The following is a 19114-nucleotide window of genomic DNA, read 5'->3' as shown; positions in this document are numbered from 1 at the left end:
CTCAGCCCTCCAGGAAGGCCGTCAGGGCATTCGCCAGCAGATACGGGTCCTTGCCGCCGCACAGCTCACGTGCCGAGTGCATGGAGAGGATCGCGACGCCTATGTCGACCGTCGCGATGCCGTGCCGGGCGGCGGTGATGGGGCCGATCGTCGTCCCGCAGGGCATCGAGTTGTTCGACACAAAGGACTGCCACGGCACCCCTGCCCGTTCACAGGCCGCCGCGAACACCGCCCGGCCGCTGCCGTCGGTGGCGTACCGCTGGTTCACATTGACCTTCAGGATCGGCCCGCCGTTGGGCATCGGGTGATGCCCCGGTTCGTGCCGCTCGCTGTAGTTGGGGTGCACGGCGTGCCCGGTGTCCGACGAGAGGCAGATGGTGCCCGCGAACGCCCGTGCCCGGTCCTCGTACGAGCCGCCGCGCGCGAAGACCGAACGCTCCAGCACCGTGCCGAGCAGCGGGCCGTCCGCACCGGTGTCGGACTGGCTGCCGTTCTCCTCGTGGTCGAAGGCGGCCAGCACCGGAATGGTGGTCAGCGCGTTGCCGACGGAGGCCGCGGCGATCAGCGCGGCCGTACCGGCGTGCACCGACAGCAGGTTGTCCATCCGCGGGCCGGCCACCAACTCCTGATCGCGGCCCAGATAGGCGGGCGGCTCGATGCTGTGCACCATCAGGTCCCAGCCCTGTACGTCGCCCGCCGCGACGCCGATCTCCTCCTCGACGAAGGCGATCAGATCGCCCTCCGCGACCTCACCCAGGCCCCAGATCGGCGTCATGTGCCGCTGCTTGTCCAGCTTCAGCCCGTCGGCGTTCACCGACCGGTCGAGATGCACCGCCAGCTGCGGTACGCGCAGCAGCGCCCGGTCGACGTTCACCAGCCGGTGGCTGCCGTCCTTCAGCGTCACCCGCCCGCTGAGCCCCAGATCGCGGTCGAGCCAGGTGTTGAGCAGCGTGCCCCCGTAGATCTCGACGGCGACCTGCCGCCAGCCGCGCGCACCGGTGTCGGGAATCGGCTTCACTCGCAAATTGGGAGAGTCGGTGTGAGCCCCCACAATCCGGTACGGAGTGGCCGCGGCTGCGCCCTCCGGCACGTACCACGCGATGATCGCCCCGCCGCGCAGCACGTACTTCCCGCCGCTCGTCCCGTCCCATGCCTCGGTCTCCGCGACCTGCCGGAAACCGGCCTTCTCCAGCCGCTCGGCCGCATGTGCCACCGCGTGATACGGCGACGGACTGGCCGCCAGGAAGGACATCAGGTCGTCGGTGTGGCCGCGATCGAAAGAAGGAGTGCGCGAGGCGCTCGTTGGCGGGGGGGCGGCGGGCGACGGGCGGGAGGAGTTGCTCATGAGTTCAGCATAAGGAGCCGAGCCCCCCAATCCCGGTGCTCTCGCGGCGTGACTCCGGTCCCTTCCGGCCATGGTGTGTGCGATCTACATCGAAGCGTGAAAGGAAGTCCGGATTCCGCTTGCCTGCCCCGCGACCGCCCGCCCCGCAAACGGCCCGCCCCGGACATGACGGTGCCCGCCTCTCCGGGGGAAGAGAGGCGGGCACCGTCAGTGTGGACGCGGATTCTGAGAGACGTCTAAGAACGCGGCTCGGTACGCATCCGGAAGCGGGCCTAGAACGCGGCCTCGTCCAGCTCCATCAGCGACTGGTCGATGGATTCGGCGAGGGAGCGCTGGACGGTCAGGCCCGGCAGCACGTTGTGGGCGAAGAACTTGGCGGCGGCGATCTTGCCCTCGTAGAACGACTTGTCCTTCGAGGAGGCGCCCGCCAGCTTCTCCTGCGCCACCGCGGCACCCTTGAGCAGCAGGTAGCCGATGACGACATCGCCCGAAGCCAGCAGCAGACGGGTGGTGTTGAGGCCGACCTTGTAGATGGACTTGACGTCCTTCTCGGTGGCGGCGAGGTCGGTCAGCATGGCGCCGACGATCGCCTCCAGGTCGGCGGCGGCCGTGGCCAGCTCGCCGCGGGCCTGCTCCAGCCCCTCGCCGCCGGCCGCCTCGGCCAGGAACTTCTTGATGGTCTCCGACAGCTGGGTCAGCGCCGCACCCTGGTTGCGGACGATCTTCCGGAAGAAGAAGTCCTGGCCCTGGATGGCGGTGGTGCCCTCGTAGAGAGTGTCGATCTTGGAGTCCCGGATGTACTGCTCGATCGGGTACTCCTGCAGGTAGCCGGAGCCGCCGAAGGTCTGCAGCGACTGGGCCAGCTGCTCGTAGGACTTCTCCGAGCCGTAGCCCTTGACGATCGGCAGCAGCAGGTCGTTGAGCGCGTGCTCGGCGGAGGCGTCCTCGCCCGCGGCCTCCTTGACGATGATCTCGTCCTGGACGGTGGCGGTGTAGAGCACCAGAGCGCGCATGCCCTCGGCGTACGCCTTCTGCGTCATCAGGGAGCGGCGCACGTCGGGGTGGTGGGTGATGGTGACGCGCGGCGCGGCCTTGTCGGTGAAGGCGGCCAGGTCCGGGCCCTGCACGCGCTCCTTGGCGTACTCCAGGGCGTTGAGGTAGCCGGTCGACAGGGTCGCGATGGCCTTCGTGCCGACCATCATCCGGGCGAACTCGATGATCATGAACATCTGGCGGATGCCGTCGTGCTTCTCGCCGATCAGCCAGCCCTTGGCGGGGTGGCGGTCGCCGAAGGTCATCTCGCAGGTGTTGGAGGCCTTCAGGCCCATCTTGTGCTCGACGTTGGTGGCGTAGACGCCGTTGCGCTCGCCCAGCTCACCGGTCGCGAAGTCGAACTCGTACTTCGGGACGAGGAAGAGCGACAGGCCCTTGGTGCCCGGGCCGTGGCCCTCGGGGCGGGCGAGGACGTAGTGAAGGATGTTCTCCGACATGTCGTGCTCGCCGGAGGTGATGAAGCGCTTGACGCCCTCGATGTGCCAGGAGCCGTCCTCCTGCTTGACGGCCTTGGTGCGCCCGGCGCCGACGTCCGAGCCCGCGTCGGGCTCGGTCAGCACCATCGTGGAGCCCCAGCCCTTGTCGACGGCGATCTTGGCCCACTTCTTCTGCTCGTCGGTGCCCTCTTCGAAGAGGACGCCGGCGAACGCCGGACCGGACGCGTACATCCACACGGCCGGGTTGGAGCCCAGGATCGTCTCGGCGAAGCCCCAGAGCAGGGAGCGGGGCGCGGTGGTGCCGCCGAGCTCCTCCGGGATGCCCAGGCGCCACCACTCGGCGTCCATGTAGGCCTGGTAGCTCTTCTTGAAGGTGTCCGGCACCGGAGCGGTGTTGGTCTCCGGGTCGAAGACGGGCGGGTTCCGGTCGGCGTCGGCGTAGGAATCGGCCAGCTCGTTCTCCGACAGCCGGGCGATCTCGGACAGCACGCTCTTGGCGGTGTCGACGTCCATCTCCGCGAACGGTCCGGTGCCGTACACGCTGTCACGGCCGAGCACCTCGAAGAGGTTGAACTCGATGTCGCGGAGATTCGACTTGTAGTGCCCCATGGGTACGGCTCCGTAAGGGTTCGGGAGGTAAGGGACCTCGAGAGAGGCGGCAACCTCAATACGCAATACCAGCTAGTAGCTACGATGATGCTACCCGTCGGTAATAACAAGCAACCCTAAACGCCCATCTGTGACGAGCGTCCCCCGGGCAATCGCCGAATCAGTACGCTGTGGCGCATGTACGGCTACGACCAGAACGCGGGTGCCGGGCAGCAGCAGTACGGAGCGCCGCCGCCCCCGCCGCAGCAACCGGCCCCCGGGGGCTACGGCGAGCAGCCGCTGTATCCCGAGCCGTCCCCGCCCTCCCTCGCCGACGCGGTGCGCGCCTTCACCACCGGCTCGATGTCGGCCGAGGACTTCCAGGGCATCTTCTCCACGTCCAAGATCTACTGCCCGCGCGGCGACAATCCCGGGTTCCTGGCGCTGCACAACACCCAGCAGCCCGTGATCCCGATGTTCACCTCGCTCAAGGAACTGCGGCGGTACGCGGGCAAGGAGTCCAAGTACTTCGTGATCACCGGCGCCGAGGTGCTCGATCTGCTGCCCACCGGCTATGGCTTCGTCCTCGACATGGAGGGTGATCACCGGATGGTCTTCGATGCGAAGGCCGTGGAGCAGATGGTGGACTTCGCGATGCGCCGCATGTACGGCTAGCCGCGTTCGCTCCGCGGCCGGCCGGTGGCTCGCCGGGCGGCCGCTGTGTCTCCCTTTGTCGGCCTCACCCTCACCTGACCTGCGAAAACGCTGACTCGCAGCGATCGGGAATGTCGCATGCCTTGCTAGTTGTTAAGCATTCAACTAAGTTGATGGCGAACGACCGAGGAGGCCGTCATGCCCGCTGTGACCGTAGAGAACCCGCTGACCCTGCCGCGTGTGGCGGTACCCGTCGCGGCGCACACCCGTCCCGTGCTGGCCGTGACCACGGCTCCGAGCGGATTCGAGGGCGAGGGCTTCCCGGTGCGCCGGGCGTTCGCCGGCATCGACTACAAGTACCTCGACCCGTTCATCATGATGGACCAGATGGGCGAGGTGGACTATCAGCCCGGGGAGCCGAAGGGGACCCCGTGGCACCCGCACCGGGGCTTCGAGACCGTCACCTACATCATCGACGGCATCTTCGACCACCAGGACAGCCAGGGTGGCGGCGGCACCATCACCAACGGCGACACCCAGTGGATGACGGCCGGCTCGGGCCTGCTGCACATCGAGGCGCCGCCGGAGTCGCTGGTCATGTCCGGCGGTCTCTTCCACGGCCTCCAGCTGTGGGTGAACCTCCCGGCCAAGGACAAGATGATGACGCCGCGCTACCAGGACATCCGCGGCGGCACCGTCCAGTTGCTGACGTCGCCGGACGGCGGCGCACTGCTGCGTGTCATCGCGGGCGAGCTGGACGGCCACAACGGGCCGGGCATCACGCATACGCCGATCACCATGATCCACGCGACGCTCGCGCCGGGCGCGGAGATCACGCTTCCGTGGCGCGAGGACTTCAACGCCCTCGCGTACGTGCTCGCCGGGCGCGGTTCCGTCGGCACGGAGCACCAGCCGGTCCATCTGGGCCAGACGGCCGTGTTCGGCGCGGGCTCGTCGCTGACCGTTCGGGCGGACGAGAAGCAGGATGCTCATGCGCCGGATCTCGAGGTCGTCCTGCTGGGCGGTCGGCCGATCCGGGAGCCGATGGCGCACTACGGGCCGTTCGTCATGAACACCAGGCAAGAGCTTCAGCAGGCGTTCGACGACTTCCAGAAGGGGCGGCTGGGCACGATCCCGGCCGTGCACGGGATGTCCGAGGGCGGACTGTAGGCCTCGCCGGGACCGTACGGGAACGGGCCCCTTCCGGAGACGGACGGGGCCCGTTGCCCTGCGGTCCCGGGGCGTCATCCCCAGGTCTGATGCCGTAATCCAGCCCCTGCTCCGATGCCTCCGCTAGGGCGGCACCCGGTGGATGACGAGAGGGAGCGGTGGCATCTCGGTAGGATCGCCAACGGCGTTGTCAGGGGCGGTGTTTCACGTGAAACACCGCCCCTGCGCATGCGGCTGCCGAGTGAGGGCGGGAGGTGCGGCCGGGATGCCGGGGCACGAGTGGATCGACGAACTGATCGACTTCTTGCTGGAGCGTCTGGATGACGAGGGCGTGGCGGTGCTGGAGGGGCATCTGCCCACGCGCGTTCCCGTCGAGTACGACCGTCCCAGGCCCAACCAAATGGGCGCCTGTGTGTTCCTCTGGGGGTGCGAAGTCTGCTGGCGCGAGCCTGAGGAATGGCGGCCCTGCCCCGAGGAAAGATGGCCGTGCGCCGCCGTCCGCGCGCTGGCCCTGCCGTTCGCCGATGATGCGCACTACCGCGAGAGATGGCGACCGGACCACCGCGACCTCTGGCTGCCCTACTACCGCGACCGCGAGGGCGGGTGGCAGTGAGGACCGCCGGGGCGGTGTTTCACGTGAAACGGCGCCCCGCCCGTTTCGGGCCGGGTGCCGGGGCCGCCCCGCGTGGTGGACTGTCCCGGTGCGAAACGACTCTGACAACGGCTCGGTTCATGGCCAAGGCGGTGCGGGGCGCGGCCGGTCGTCGGCGGAAGCACCGCTGCTGCCCATCGAGGCGCGCCGCGCCGCGGCCTGGTGCGCGGTGGGGCTGCTGGTCGCGTCCGTCCTGGCCCTCGGCGTATGGCTGTGTGTCGAGCTGAGCGCGGCGGTCACGCCCGTACTGCTGGCGCTGCTGGGGAGCGGGCTGCTCGGGCCGCTCTACCGGCGGCTGGTGGTCATGAAGCTCAATCGCTCGCTGGCGGCCGGGCTGACCTGCGCCGTCCTGCTGATCGTGGTCGGCGGCGCGGGATACATCGTGGTCAGCGCCCTGATCGACAGCGGTGACCAGATCATCGCCTCGCTCAAGCAGGCCGCCAAGGATCTCTCCAAGTACTTCGGTACGGCCGGCACCTCGCTCGACGACCTCGCCTCCAATGCAAAGAACCTGGTCACCAAGTTCGGCGGCACCGCGGCCTCCGGCCTGCTGGCCGGCGTCAGCGTCGTCGGCCAGGCCATCGCCGCGGCGGTCCTCGCCCTGCTGCTGACGTTCTTCTTCCTGCGCGACTCCGACAAGGCCGTCCGGGCGCTGCATGACTGGGCGCCCGGCAGCTCCGCGCCACAGCTGGAGCGGATGGCCCGCCGCGGTTTCCAGAGCATCGAGGGCTTCATGCGCGGCACCACCTTCATCGCGCTGATCGACGCCCTCTGCATCACCGTCGGGCTGCTGATCCTTCAGGTACCGGGTGCCGTCGGTCTGGGTGCGCTGGTCTTCGTCGGCGCCTACATCCCCTACCTGGGCGCCTTCATCTCGGGGGCGGTGGCGATCCTGGTCGCGCTGGCCGACCGCGGCTTCGCCATCGCGCTCTGGGCGCTCGGCGTCGTACTGGCCGTGCAGGTCCTCGAGGGCCATGTCCTGCAGCCGATGATCCAGAGCCGTACGGTCCAGATGCACCCGGCGACCGTGATGCTGGCGATCACCGCGGGCGCGAGCGTCGCCGGAATCCTCGGCATGCTGCTGTCGGTACCGTTGACCGCCGCCGTCTCCGGCGTCCTCCACGAGCTACGTCTGCACTACGCGGCGGGCTCCGGCACGGACGGGCCGGCCGACGCCACGCCGCCGTCCCCCGCGTCCTCGTAGAGCTCGAACCACGTCGACTTGCCGTCCCCGCGCGGGTCCACGCCCCACGCCCCGGCCAGCAGCTCCAGCAGCACCAGTCCGCGCCCCGACGACGCCAGCTCGCCGGGGCTGCGGCGGTGCGGGAGCTCGTCGCTGCCGTCGGCGACATCGACCCGTATGCGGCGGCCGCCCCGCTCGCCGGAAATCTCGGCGACCAGCAGCGCGTCGCCGTCGGTGTGCATCAGGACGTTGGTGACCATCTCGGAGACCATCAGCACCGCGGAGTCCACCTGATCCGCGTCCGCCCAGTCGTGCAGCACGTCCCGGATCTGTGCCCGTGCCTCCGCTATCCGCTCCGGCTCGGCCTGCGCCACGGACAGGACGGTGCGCCGTACGGGCTGCTGCGCCGACGGGCCGCCGGCGCCCACCCCGCAGCTGCCGCCCTCGCGGTACAGCAGCAGCATCGCGATGTCGTCCTCGCGGCGGTCCACCAGCGGCCCGGTGGTGTGGTGCGAGGACGGCCCGTGCACGGCCTGGACCAGGGCGTCGGCCATCTTCTCCAGGCCCTCGGGGTAGGCCCCGCCGTCGTACTCCTCGATGATGTTCCGCAGCCGCGCCCAGCCGGTCTCCAGGTCGTGACCGCCGGTCTCGATCAGCCCGTCGGTACACACCAGCATCGTCTCGCCGGGCTCCAGTACGAACCTGGTCGTGGGGTAGTCGGTGTCCGGGTCGATGCCCAGCGGCAGTCCGCCCGCGGTCGGGCGCACCAGCAGGGTGCCGTCGCTCAGCCGCACCGCCGGGTCGGGGTGGCCGGCCCGCGCGACGTCCAGCAGCCCGGTCGCCGGGTCGACCTCGATGTACAGACAGGTCGCAAAGCGCTGGTCCTGGACCTGCCCACGGGCCTCCGTCTCATTGATCCCGGCCAGGAAGCGGGAGGCGCGGGAGAGCACCGCGTCGGGATGGTGGCCCTCGGAGGCGTAGGCGCGCAGGGCGATCCGCAGCTGCCCCATCAGGCCCGCGGCCCGTACGTCGTGCCCCTGGACGTCCCCGATGACCAGCGCGGTCCGCCCGGACGGCAGCGGGATCATGTCGTACCAGTCGCCGCCGACCTCGAGCCCGCCGCCGGTCGGCACGTACCGCGCGGCCACGGTCATGCCGGGGATGTCCGGCTGCACGGTCGGCAGCATGCTGCGCTGCAGCCCCACCGCCAGCTCCTGCTGCGACTCCTGCATCCCGGCCCTGGCCAGCGCCTGCGCCAGCATCCGGGCGACGGTCGTCAGCACCGAGCGCTCGTCCGGCGAGAAGGTGACCGGCTGCGCGAACCCCGCCATCCAGGCCCCGATCGTCCGTCCGGCGTTCACCAGCGGCAGGAACGCCCACGAGGTGCGCCCGAACGGAGCGGCCAGTGGCCAGGTGGCGGGATACCGGCGGCGGTAGTCGTCCGGCGTGGGCAGATAGATCGCCCGCCCGGTACGGATGACCTCGGCGGCCGGGTATTCGGTGGCCAGCGGCATATCGAGAAACGGCCGCTCGTCGCCGGGTTCGTGCCCGTGATGGCCGATGACCGACACCCGGTCGCCCTCGATGCCGAAGACCGCCAGGCCGTCCGGCATGAACCCGGGCATCGACAGCCCGGCAGCAACCCGCAGCACCTCGGCGGTGGACCGCGCCTCCGCCAGAGCCCGGCCCGCGTCCAGCAGGAACGCCTCGCGCGAACGCCGCCAGTCACCGGTGATCGGGGTGTCGCCCGCGGAGGTGCCGGGCTGCGCCTCGGGCACCTCCTGCAGCGTGCCGACCAGCTCGAAATCGCCGTTCACCCGCAGCGGGCGGGAGCGCGTGCGCACGATCCGCAGCACCCGGCCCCGCTCGTCCACGATGCGCAGCCGCGCCTCGGCCACCGTCTCCTCGGAGACCGCGAGCTGCACCACCCCGTTGATCTCCGCGAAGTCGACGGGATGAAAACGGGAGCGTACGGCGGCCTCACTGAGCTTCACCGGCGCCGCGGGCAGCCCGAGCAGCCGGGCCGCTTCGGCGTCGAGGGTCACCCGTCCCGATGCGTTGTCCCAGCGCCACAGGCCGGTCGCGATGGCGGCCAGAAGCTCCTCGGTGCGCATTGCATCACTTTAGGTGGATTTTGCGCGGCTCGACCAGCGAGCCGGACGTGATCACCGTCCCAGCCGCGCCGCCCCGCTTCACCTCGGGGGATCGTCTTCGGGATATGTCAATGAAGCGGTGTGGCCGGGGACGGTAACCTGGAGCGGTTATGTCAATCCTGGGGTGGCCTTTTTCGGGTGATCCACGGAGTGAGCGACCAGGCGTCCGAGCCCCGCGTTCGGTTTCCGTCGTGTGGTCGGATCCCTCCCACAACTCCCCACCTCGATCGCGACGACTTGGATGAGCGATGCATCGGTACCGGTCCCATAACTGCGGCGAGCTCCGGGCCGCGGACGTCGACACCGACGTCCGCCTCAGCGGCTGGCTGCACAATCGACGTGACCTGGGCGGCATCCTCTTCATCGATCTGCGCGACCACTACGGTCTCGTGCAGCTCGTCGCCCGCCCCGGCACCCCCGCCAACGAGGTCCTCGGCTCGCTGACCAAGGAGACCGTCGTCCGCATCGACGGCAGGGTCAGCGCGCGCGGCGCGGACAACGTCAACCCCGACCTGCCGACCGGCGAGGTCGAGATCGAGGTCTCCGAGGTCGAGGTGCTCGGCGCCGCCGACCAGATCCCGTTCACGATCAACGCGGACGACGGCGTCAACGAGGAGCGGCGCCTGGAGTACCGCTTCCTCGACCTGCGCCGCGAGCGGATGCACCGCAACATCATGCTGCGCACTGCCGTCATCTCCGCCATCCGCCACAAGATGGTGGCCCTCGGCTTCAACGAGATGGCGACCCCGATCCTGTCCGCGACCTCCCCCGAGGGCGCCCGCGACTTCCTGGTCCCCTCGCGTCTGCACGCCGGCAAGTTCTACGCGCTGCCGCAGGCCCCCCAGCAGTTCAAGCAGCTGCTGATGATCGCCGGCTTCGACCGCTACTTCCAGATCGCGCCCTGCTTCCGCGACGAGGACGCCCGTGCCGACCGCTCGCCCGGCGAGTTCTACCAGCTCGACATCGAGATGAGCTTCGTCGAGCAGGAGGACGTCTTCCGGCCCGTCGAGAAGCTGATGACCGAGCTCTTCACCGAGTTCGGCAACGGCCGCGCGGTCACCTCCCCCTTCCCCCGCATCCCGTTCCGCGAGGCGATGCTCAAGTACGGCTCCGACAAGCCGGACCTGCGTGCCGAGCTGGAGCTGGTCGACGTCTCCGACGTCTTCGCGGGCTCCGGCTTCAAGGCCTTCGCGGACAAGCACGTACGCGCCCTGGCCGTGCCGGACACCGCCGAGCAGCCCCGGAAGTTCTTCGACCAGATGGGTGACTTCGCCGTCCAGCAGGGCGCGAAGGGCCTGGCCTGGGTCCGCGTCGGCGAGGACGCCGGGAAGACGGTGCTGACCGGCCCGATCGCCAAGTTCCTCACCGAGGACGACATCAAGTCGCTGGTCGACGCCCTGGACCTCAAGCCCGGCCACGCCGTCTTCTTCGGCGCCGGCGAGTTCGACGAGGTCTCCAAGATCATGGGCGCGGTCCGCGTCGAGGCCGCCAAGCGCGCCGGCCACTTCGTCGAGGGCGAGTTCCGGTTCTGCTGGATCGTCGACTTCCCGATGTTCGAGAAGGACCCGGACACCGGCAAGATCGAGTTCTCCCACAACCCGTTCTCCATGCCGCAGGGCGGCCTGGAGGCGCTGGAGACCAAGGACCCGCTGGACATCCTGGCCTGGCAGTACGACATCGTCTGCAACGGCACCGAGCTGTCCTCCGGCGCGATCCGTAACCACGAGCCCGAGGTCATGTACAAGGCCTTCGGCATCGCCGGTTACGACAAGGAGACCGTCGAGGCCGAGTTCGGCGGCATGCTCCGCGCCTTCAAGTTCGGCGCCCCGCCGCACGGTGGCATCGCCCCCGGCGTCGACCGGATCGTCATGCTGCTCGCGGACGAGCCCAACATCCGCGAGACCATCGCCTTCCCGCTCAACGGCAACGCCCAGGACCTGCTGATGGGCGCCCCGTCGGAGGTCGACGAGGCGCGGCTGAAGGAGCTGCACCTCAACATCCGCAAGGGCCCGGCGAAGCCGACTCCGTACAAGCCGACGAAGTGACGCACGACGTGACATGAGAGAGGGCCCGGGACCGAGGACGTTTCCGGGCCCTCTCCGTTGGGGCGACGGTGGCCCCACGCAGGGTCCTTACCTGCACGACGCCCCCGGACCGAACCCGGTCCGGGGGCGTCGCCGTGCGCTACAGCTGCCGCTCAGGCAGTCTCATCCCCGCCGAACCGCTCCCGGTACGCCGCCAGGTCATCCTCGGTGATCTTCGCGAAGAGCACCGGCGGCACCGTGAACGGCGTCCCGGCCGGTACGGACGCCAGCGCCTTGGCCTCGTCCTGGGAGACCCACACAGCCGTGTCGTTCTCCAGCGCGAACGCGCCCCGCATCGCCTTCGCCGACGCCGGGATGTACGGCTCGGAGACGACCGCGTACAGGTGGATCAGATTCATCGCCGTACGCAGCGTCAGTGCCGCCGCGTCCTTGTCGGTCTTGATCTCCAGCCACGGGGCCTTCTCCTCGAGGTAGGAGTTGCCCGCGCTCCACAGGGCGCGCAGCGAGGCCGACGCCTTGCGGAACTGCAGGGCCTCCATGTGGCCCTCGTACTCCGCCAGCAGCCCGGCGATCTCCTCGCCCAGCTTCTGCTCCGCGGCCCCGGCCTCGGCGCCCGCCGGAACCTCGTCCCCGAACCGCTTCCGCGAGAACGACAGCACCCGGTTGACGAAGTTCCCGAGCGTGTCCGCAAGGTCCTTGTTCACCGACGACGAGAACAGCTCCCAGGTGAAGGACGTGTCGTCCGACTCCGGGGCGTTGGCGATCAGGAAGTAGCGCCAGTAGTCGGCCGGCAGCAGCTCCAGCGCCGCGTCCGTGAAGATCCCGCGCCGCTGCGACGTCGAGAACTTCCCGCCGTAGTAGTTCAGCCAGTTGAAGGCCTTGAGGAAGTCGACCTTCTTCCACGGCTCGCGGGTGCCGATCTGCGTCGCCGGGAACATCACGCTGTGGAACGGCACATTGTCCTTGGCCATGAATTCCGTGTACCGGACGTCGGTGGCCTCGTACCACCACGACTTCCAGTCGCGCTCCTCCGGAGCCTGGTCCGCCCACTCCTTCGTCGACCCGATGTACTCGATCGGCGCGTCGAACCAGACGTAGAAGACCTTGCCCTCGGCCGCCAGCTCCGGCCAGACGTCGGCCGGCACCGGAACGCCCCAGTCCAGGTCGCGGGTGATCGCCCGGTCCTGGAGGCCTTCGGTCAGCCACTTGTGCGCGATGGAGGAGGCGAGGGTCGGCCACTCCTTGCTGCCGTTGCCCTCCAGCCAGCCCTCGACCTCGTGCTGCAGCTTCGACTGGAGCAGGAAGAGGTGCTTGGTCTCCCGCACCTCGAGATCACCACTGCCGCTGATCGCCGACCGCGCGTCGATCAGATCGGTCGGGTCCAGCACCCGGGTGCAGTTCTCGCACTGGTCGCCGCGCGCCTTGTCGTAGCCGCAGTGCGGACACGTACCGACGATGTAGCGGTCCGGCAGGAAGCGGTCATCGGCGACCGAGAAGACCTGGCGGATCGCCCGCTCCTCGATGAAGCCGTTCTCGTGCAGCTTGCGCGCGAAGTGCTGCGTCAGCTCCCTGTTCTCCGGCGAGGAGCTCCGCCCGAAGTAGTCGAACGCCAGCCCGAAGCCGTCGTAGATCGCCTTCTGCTTCTCGTGCTGCTCCGCGCAGAACGCGTCGACCGACTGCCCCGCGTCCTTGGCCGCCAGCTCGGCGGGGGTGCCGTGCTCATCCGTCGCACAGATGTAGAGCACATCGTGCCCGCGCTGCCGCAGATACCGGGAATACACATCGGCCGGGAGCATGGACCCCACCATGTTGCCCAGGTGCTTGATCCCGTTGATATACGGAAGGGCGCTGGTGATGAGGTGTCGAGCCATTGCCGGCTGCTCCCAAGTCGCTACGGTGAGTGATGATTTGCTTTACCAAACGTCAATATCGTACTGGACGGGGGGTGCGGGGTTGCGCGGGCTTTTCCGGCTCTCCGGGGCGGCCGGGGCTCCCCCTCCCGCGGCCGGTGCGGCGCCGTGGGCTACCGGCGGGCGCCCGAGACGCGGGCCGGTGGAGCGGGAACGGCCTGCTTCGGGGGCCGGGCATTGACCATCAGCCCCGCGGTGAGCGCGGCCAGCAGCATGATCGCCGAGCCCACCCCGATCGCCACGGTGAAACCGTCCACCAACCCGTTCTTCACGATCCCGTTCCGCAGCGCGGGGGGAACCCCGTGGCCGCCGGTCCGCCGTGCCGCATGCGCAAGATGAGCGGCGATGAACGACGCGCTCGTCGACGTGGCGATCGTGTTGAGCAGCGCCGTACCGATCGAACCTCCCACCTGCTGGGCCGTGTTGACGGTCGCGGAGGTGACCCCGGAGTCCTGCGGCGCGACCCCCGACGTGGCCGTCGCCAGCACCGGCATGAAGATCAGTCCCATCCCCAGACCGACGAGAAGCTCGGCGGGCAGGACGTGTGAGACATACGCGGGCCGGGCCGTCAGATACGTCAGCGTGTGCAGGCCGGTGGCGGCGAGCAGCGCACCGGGAACCATCAGCAGCCGGGGCGGGAGGCGGTGCAGCAGCCGCGCCGATATCTGCGTCGAGCCGATGATGATCGCCGCCGTCATCGGCAGAAACGCCAGCCCCGTCTTGATCGGCGAATACCCGAGCACGGTCTGCAGGTAATAGCTCAGGAACAGGAACATCCCGAACAGCGCGATGACCGCCAGGGCCATGGTCAGGAACGCGCCGCCGCGGTTGCGGTCCCGCACGATGTGCAGCGGCAGCAGCGGGTAAGGGGCCCGCGTCTGCCACCGGGCGAACAGGGCGAGCAGCGCCGCACCGCCCACCAGCAGCCCGATGACCCGGCCGTCCCCCCAGCCGTGCGGACGCGCCTCGCTGCATCCGTAGACGAGGGCGAGCAGTCCGCCGCAGCCCAGCAGCACACCGGGTACGTCCAGCCGGGCGCCGCCACGCTCGCGGTTGTCGTGGAGAAGGACCGTGGCCCCGGCCAGCGCGACGGCGGCGACCGGGACATTGACGTACAGGCACCAGCGCCAGTCCAGGTACTCGGTCAGCAGCCCACCCGCGATCAGCCCGATGGCCGCGCCCCCGCCCGCAATGGCCCCGTAGATCCCGAACGCCTTGCTCCGCTCCTTGCCGAGGGTGAAGGTGGTCGTCAGCAACGACAGCGCGGACGGCGCCAGCAACGCCCCGAACGCCCCCTGCAGGGCCCGCGCCCCGAACAGCAACCAGGGACTGCCCGCCGCCCCGCCGAGCCCGGAAGCGACCGCGAATCCCACCAGCCCCACCATGAAGGTCCGCTTCCGTCCCACCAGGTCCGCGATCCGCCCGCCCAGCAGCAGCAACCCGCCGAACGCGAGCGTGTACGCGGTGACCACCCACTGCCGGTTCGTATCCGATATCCCCAGGTCACGCTGGGCCGAGGGCAGCGCAATGTTCACGATGGTGGCATCCAGTACCACCATCAACTGTGCGATCGCGATCACGACGAGGGCCCACCAGCGGCGGGGGTCGGGGGGTGCGGCCCAGCTGGGAGTTCGGGAGCCGCCGCCGGGAGGGGGAGCGGCGCCCCCGGCGCCGCCCTCGCCGCTCCCCTCGCTCGCATCACTCATGGGGACCCGCCTCGCTCGGCTGGTACGGCCACCCCGGCCATCCCGTCGCCCATAGCAAGAGCAACCCGGTCGAACGGGGTGCTTCATCCCTTCAGCGTAGGCAGCGGAGTGGGGGCTCGCCTCCTGTGACGGATGCCCGGCGGGGGAACGGCGACGGCTGCGGCCGGGCCCGGTGCGGGGCCCGGCCGCAGCCGGTGAGGATGAGTGGTCCGGTGGTCCCGGGTGCGGGTCAGTTGTCCTTGAGGACGCCGGCGGTGCGGGCCTCGGTGAGCCACTCGGGGAATTCCACCATCAGCTGCTGGTAGAGCTCGTCGGCGGAGAGGGCGCGGGGGTCGCGGCCGGCGTGGAAGAAGCCGGCGTTGTCGACGATGCGCTTCTCCGGGACGGCCAGGTCGTCGAGCTTGCGGAGGAAGTCGAAGCCCTTGGCTTCCGGGTCACCGAAGCCGACGAACTGCCAGAAGATGGGGAGTTCCGCCGCCTCGCACAGGGCCTTCTCGGCGGCCGGCTTGGAGGTCGGGGCGCCGTCGGTCTGGAAGATGACGAACGCGGGGGCGGTGCAGCCGGACTTCTTGTAGTGCTCGACCACGGCGTTGATGGCCCAGTGGTAGTTCGTACGGCCCATGTGGCCGAGACCGGCGTGCAACTCCTCGATGCGGCCCTCGTAGTTGGTCAGATCGAGGTCCGCGGTGCCGTCGATGTCGGTGGAGAAGAAGACCACCGGGACGATGCCGTCGTCGTCCAGGTTGGCGGAGAGGCCGAGGGCCTGCTCGGCGAGGTTCTGGACCGTGCCGTCCTTGTAGTAGTTACGCATCGAGCCGGACCGGTCGAGGACCAGGTAGACGGCGGCGCGCTGAGTGGCGAGGTTGTGCTTCGCCAGCGTGGCGGATGCGGACTTGTAGAGGGAGACGAGGGCGGGGGCGGTGGTCTCGACCTTGGTGAGGGAGAGGGACGGCCGCTCGGTCGCGTCCTCGGTCTCTTCCTCGGCCTCGACCTCGGTCTCCTCCTCGGCCGCGTCCTTCGTCGCGTCCGCGTCCTTGCTCTCCTGGGCGGCCGCTTCCTGGGCCTGTTCCTCGGGCTGTGCGGCGGCCTTCGGCTCGGGGGCGGGGGCCGCCTCCGGCTCCGCGGCGGCCGCGGTCTCGACCTCGGTCTCCGCCGCGGCTGCCTGCGCCGCCTCCGGCTCGGGCTCCGGCTTGGTGACCGGGTCCGGCGTCGGGTGGTCGAAGGCCTGGCTGACGAGGTCGGAGAGGCCTTCGGGGGCCGCTGCCGGGTCCGCCGCAGCCTCCTTGGGCTCCGATGCGGCGGGCTCCTCGGCGGGCTCCGTCACGGCGGGCTCGGCGGTGGCGGCGAGATCGGTGGCCACCGCGGGCTCGTCGGCCACCGCGGGCTCGTCCGTCACCGCGGGCTCCTCGGCCACGGCCGGCTGCTCGTCCGTCGCGGGCTCGGACTTCTCGTCCCGCGCGGCCTCCTCCCGTACCGAAGGCTCCGCCTCCGCTTCGGCGTCCACCGGGCTGCCCTGCGCGGGGAGAGTGGCCGTCGTCGGGGCCGGGGACTCGTTGGGCGCCGTCCGGGCGGCCGGGACCTCGGCTTCAGCGAGCGGAGCGGCGGCCGGGGTGGATTCCTCGCGGGCCTCCGGGATTCTCGCCGATTCCGGTGTCGCATCGGCGCCGTTCGGTGCCGCGTCGGATTCTTCACGGGCCGCCTTGGAGCGGCCGAAAGCGTTGCGCAGCAGACTCCGAATGCCCATCGGCGAACCTTTCTTGCAGGTGGTGGGTGCGGCGAATGTCCGTGAAGCCCGGACATGTCCCTGACCAGGACGGATACGTAAGGGTAGCGGCCTGGACCGGCCTCACCGTGGGACCCCGCGCCTTGTGTGGCGGGCGATCTGGGGGTGTGCAGGGCTTGGCAGGTCATTGACCCTGCGTACGGCAGGTCTTGACCGTTCGTACGGCCTCACGCGGAATCGTATCGGCCCGGGATTCATCAGGAGTTCATGTTTGCGTCGCCGTGCGGCGGGGCGCGACCCATAGCGTCACGGCGAATCCAAGGTGTTGCCAAATTGTTCGGCGTTCTTCGCCGTTCTTCGTCGTTCTCAGGGGGAAGCGTGCGCAAGTTCCTGCCGTTGATCGGCTCTCATCCGGGTGGGCGCTCGGCGATGACGTGCAGGTATCGCTGTGGCGATGCCTGTTTTCATGACACACCCAATGTGAGCGACAACGAATATGTCGGGGATGTCATCGCCGGTGCGCTGTCGCGGCGTTCGGTGGTGCGGGCGGCCGCGGTGGTGACGGTCGCGGGGGCGGTCGGAACCGTAGCGGGAGGCTTGGGGGCGGCGCCGGAAGCCGTGGCCGCCTCGAAGGGGCACGGCCGGGACGGCGGAAAAGCGGCGCGCGGGCTGCGGTTTGCGGCGGTTGCGCCGAATACCGCTGATTCCGTGGTCGTTCCCGAGGGGCATGCGCAGAATGTCGTCATTCGATGGGGCGACCCGATTCTGCGGGGTGCGCCGGCCTTTCACCCGGACCGGCAGTCGGCCAAAGCGCAGTCCGGGCAGTTCGGTTACAACAACGACTACATGGCGGTGCTGGACCTGCCGGGAGAGCGTTGTCGCCAGTTGTTGGTGATCAACCACGAGTACACGGACGAGCAGTTGATGTTCGCCGGATACGACGCGGAGAACCCGACGCGGGAACAGGCGGAGATCGGCTGGGCGGCGCACGGAATCTCCGTACTCGTCACGCAGGAGGAGGAGCGCAGCGGCCGGCTGACGGCCGTCACCCGGCACCGTCTCAACCGTCGGATCACCGGCACGACGCCGTTCGAGGTCACCGGACCGGCGGCGGGGAGCGAGCTGCTGAAGACCTCGGCCGATCCCGAAGGCACCCGCATTCTCGGGACGCTCAACAACTGCGGTGGCGGAATCACGCCGTGGGGCACGGTCCTGTCGGGCGAGGAGAATTTCAACCAGTATTTCGCCAATGGGGGTTCCGTCACCGATCCGGTGGTCGCCGAGCGGCTCAAGCGGTACGGAATTGCCGGCGCCGCCAGCCAGCGGAAGTGGGAGCGGTTCGACAAGCGGTTCGATGTGGCGCGCGAGCCGAACGAGGTGAACAGGTTCGGATGGGTCGTGGAAATCGATCCGTACGACCCGGAGGCCACGCCGCGGAAGTTGACCGCATTGGGGCGGTTCAAGCACGAGGCGGCCGAGCCGCGGCTGACGGATGACGGCCGGCCCGTCCTTTACATGGGCGATGACGAGAAATTCGACTATTTCTACAAGTTTGTCTCCGCGAAGAGGATGCGGCGCGGCGGCGGCCGGGCGGCGCGCGAGCACAACCGGACGCTGCTGGACGAGGGGACGTTGTACGTCGCCAAGTTCACGGGCGACAGTGCGGCGGGGGAGATCGACGGGTCCGGGAAGTTGCCGGCGGACGGGGAGTTCGACGGCGCGGGCGAATGGATTCCGCTGGCGAGCGGCGATACGTCGTTCGTGCCGGGAATGAGCGCGGAAGAGGTCTACGTCTTCACGCGGATGGCCGCCGACAAGGTGGGCGCGACGAAGATGGACCGGCCGGAGGACGTCGAGCCCAGTCCGCGTACCGGGCGGGTGTATATCGCGCTGACCAACAACAGCGACCGGGGCAAGGCGGGGAAGGCCGCGGCGGACGAGGTCAATCCGCGGAACGCCAACAAGCACGGGCAGATCGTGGAGCTGACGGAGCGCGGCGGCGATGCGGCGGCCCGGAGTTTCCACTGGCGGCTGTTCCTCGTCTGCGGCGATCCCGCGGATCCCGCCACGTATTTCGGCGGGTTCCCCAAGGACCAGGTCAGCCCGATTTCGTGCCCGGACAACATCACGTTCGATGCGCACGGGAATCTGTGGATTTCCACGGACGGAAATGCGCTCGGCAGCCACGACGGACTGTTCGGTGTCGCCACGGCGGGGCCCCGGCGCGGTGAGGTCAAGCAGTTCCTGACGGTGCCTACGGGAGCCGAGACCTGCGGGCCGCTGGTGCAGGAGCGGCGGGTGCTGGTGGCCGTGCAGCATCCCGGTGAGGTGGACGGGGCGAGCGTGGAGAAGCCGGCGTCGCAGTGGCCGGACGGGCCGGGGGCGTTGGTGCGGCCCTCCGTGGTGAGCGTGTGGCGCAAGGACGGGCGCGACATCGGCGTGTGAGAGGCCCGCGGCGGCTCGGGATGCCGGCATCGGCAGCCGGGCCGCCGCTC

The 19114-nt window shown here is 69.5% G+C and carries 12 protein-coding genes; 6 read left to right on the top strand and 6 right to left on the bottom strand.

The genetic code is table 11. From position 1 onward, the window contains the following. Position 1 precedes the first annotated feature (1 nt). Together ACIGWZ_RS26800 and ACIGWZ_RS26795 are read right to left on the bottom strand one after the other, a co-directional pair. The gene (locus ACIGWZ_RS26800; protein ID WP_400068910.1) at positions 2 to 1345 is read right to left on the bottom strand and encodes a M18 family aminopeptidase; all 1344 of its coding nucleotides are present in this window, start codon (positions 1343 to 1345) and stop codon (positions 2 to 4) included. Positions 1346 to 1617: 272 nt separating this feature from the next. Then, complete coding sequence (locus ACIGWZ_RS26795) at positions 1618 to 3444, bottom strand: acyl-CoA dehydrogenase (RefSeq protein ID WP_400068908.1); 1827 nt, start codon at positions 3442 to 3444, stop codon at positions 1618 to 1620. Between the two features lie 177 nt (positions 3445 to 3621). Here ACIGWZ_RS26795 and ACIGWZ_RS26790 point away from each other — a divergent pair, with 177 nt between their 5' ends. From ACIGWZ_RS26790 to ACIGWZ_RS26775, 4 genes are all read left to right on the top strand, one after another. Then, positions 3622 to 4098, top strand: coding sequence for an SseB family protein (locus tag ACIGWZ_RS26790; RefSeq protein WP_046927143.1), 477 nt, complete (start codon positions 3622 to 3624; stop codon positions 4096 to 4098). Between the two features lie 177 nt (positions 4099 to 4275). Continuing rightward, on the top strand, positions 4276 to 5247 hold the full coding sequence (locus ACIGWZ_RS26785; RefSeq protein ID WP_400068906.1) for a pirin family protein: 972 nt from the start codon (positions 4276 to 4278) through the stop codon (positions 5245 to 5247). A gap of 265 nt (positions 5248 to 5512) precedes the next feature. Continuing rightward, positions 5513 to 5860, top strand: coding sequence for a hypothetical protein (locus ACIGWZ_RS26780; protein WP_400068904.1), 348 nt, complete (start codon positions 5513 to 5515; stop codon positions 5858 to 5860). An 88-nt stretch (positions 5861 to 5948) separates the two neighbouring features. Next, on the top strand, positions 5949 to 7103 hold the full coding sequence (locus tag ACIGWZ_RS26775) for an AI-2E family transporter (protein ID WP_400068902.1): 1155 nt from the start codon (positions 5949 to 5951) through the stop codon (positions 7101 to 7103). Here ACIGWZ_RS26775 and ACIGWZ_RS26770 read toward each other — a convergent pair. Next, positions 7037 to 9196, bottom strand: a complete 2160-nt coding sequence (locus ACIGWZ_RS26770) for a SpoIIE family protein phosphatase (protein WP_400068900.1) — start codon at positions 9194 to 9196, stop codon at positions 7037 to 7039. The two genes, ACIGWZ_RS26775 and ACIGWZ_RS26770, sit on opposite strands and share 67 nt — an antisense overlap. Before the next feature lie 287 nt (positions 9197 to 9483). Between ACIGWZ_RS26770 and aspS the strand changes: the two genes are divergently transcribed. Then, a complete protein-coding gene (aspS, locus tag ACIGWZ_RS26765; RefSeq protein WP_400068898.1) occupies positions 9484 to 11280 on the top strand; it encodes an aspartate--tRNA ligase in 1797 nt (598 codons plus the stop codon). A gap of 152 nt (positions 11281 to 11432) precedes the next feature. Here the strand turns inward: aspS and metG are convergent, their stop codons facing one another. The 3 genes from metG to ACIGWZ_RS26750 form a co-directional block, all read right to left on the bottom strand. Further along, positions 11433 to 13151, bottom strand: coding sequence for a methionine--tRNA ligase (metG, locus tag ACIGWZ_RS26760; protein WP_400068896.1), 1719 nt, complete (start codon positions 13149 to 13151; stop codon positions 11433 to 11435). A gap of 152 nt (positions 13152 to 13303) precedes the next feature. Further along, positions 13304 to 14896 carry an MFS transporter gene (locus ACIGWZ_RS26755; RefSeq protein WP_400068894.1) on the bottom strand — a complete coding sequence of 531 codons (1593 nt, stop codon included), beginning with the start codon at positions 14894 to 14896 and terminating at the stop codon, positions 13304 to 13306. Between the two features lie 229 nt (positions 14897 to 15125). Then, positions 15126 to 16640, bottom strand: a complete 1515-nt coding sequence (locus ACIGWZ_RS26750; RefSeq protein WP_400068892.1) for a VWA domain-containing protein — start codon at positions 16638 to 16640, stop codon at positions 15126 to 15128. A gap of 357 nt (positions 16641 to 16997) precedes the next feature. Between ACIGWZ_RS26750 and ACIGWZ_RS26745 the strand changes: the two genes are divergently transcribed. Further along, on the top strand, positions 16998 to 19064 hold the full coding sequence (locus ACIGWZ_RS26745) for a PhoX family protein (protein WP_400068890.1): 2067 nt from the start codon (positions 16998 to 17000) through the stop codon (positions 19062 to 19064). Positions 19065 to 19114 lie beyond the last annotated feature (50 nt).

This window comes from Streptomyces sp. NPDC053427 (assembly GCF_044544985.1).
GTDB lineage: Bacteria > Actinomycetota > Actinomycetes > Streptomycetales > Streptomycetaceae > Streptomyces.
The sequence above is the reverse complement of the archived record's forward strand: the minus strand, read 5'-3'. Positions and strand labels throughout refer to the sequence as shown.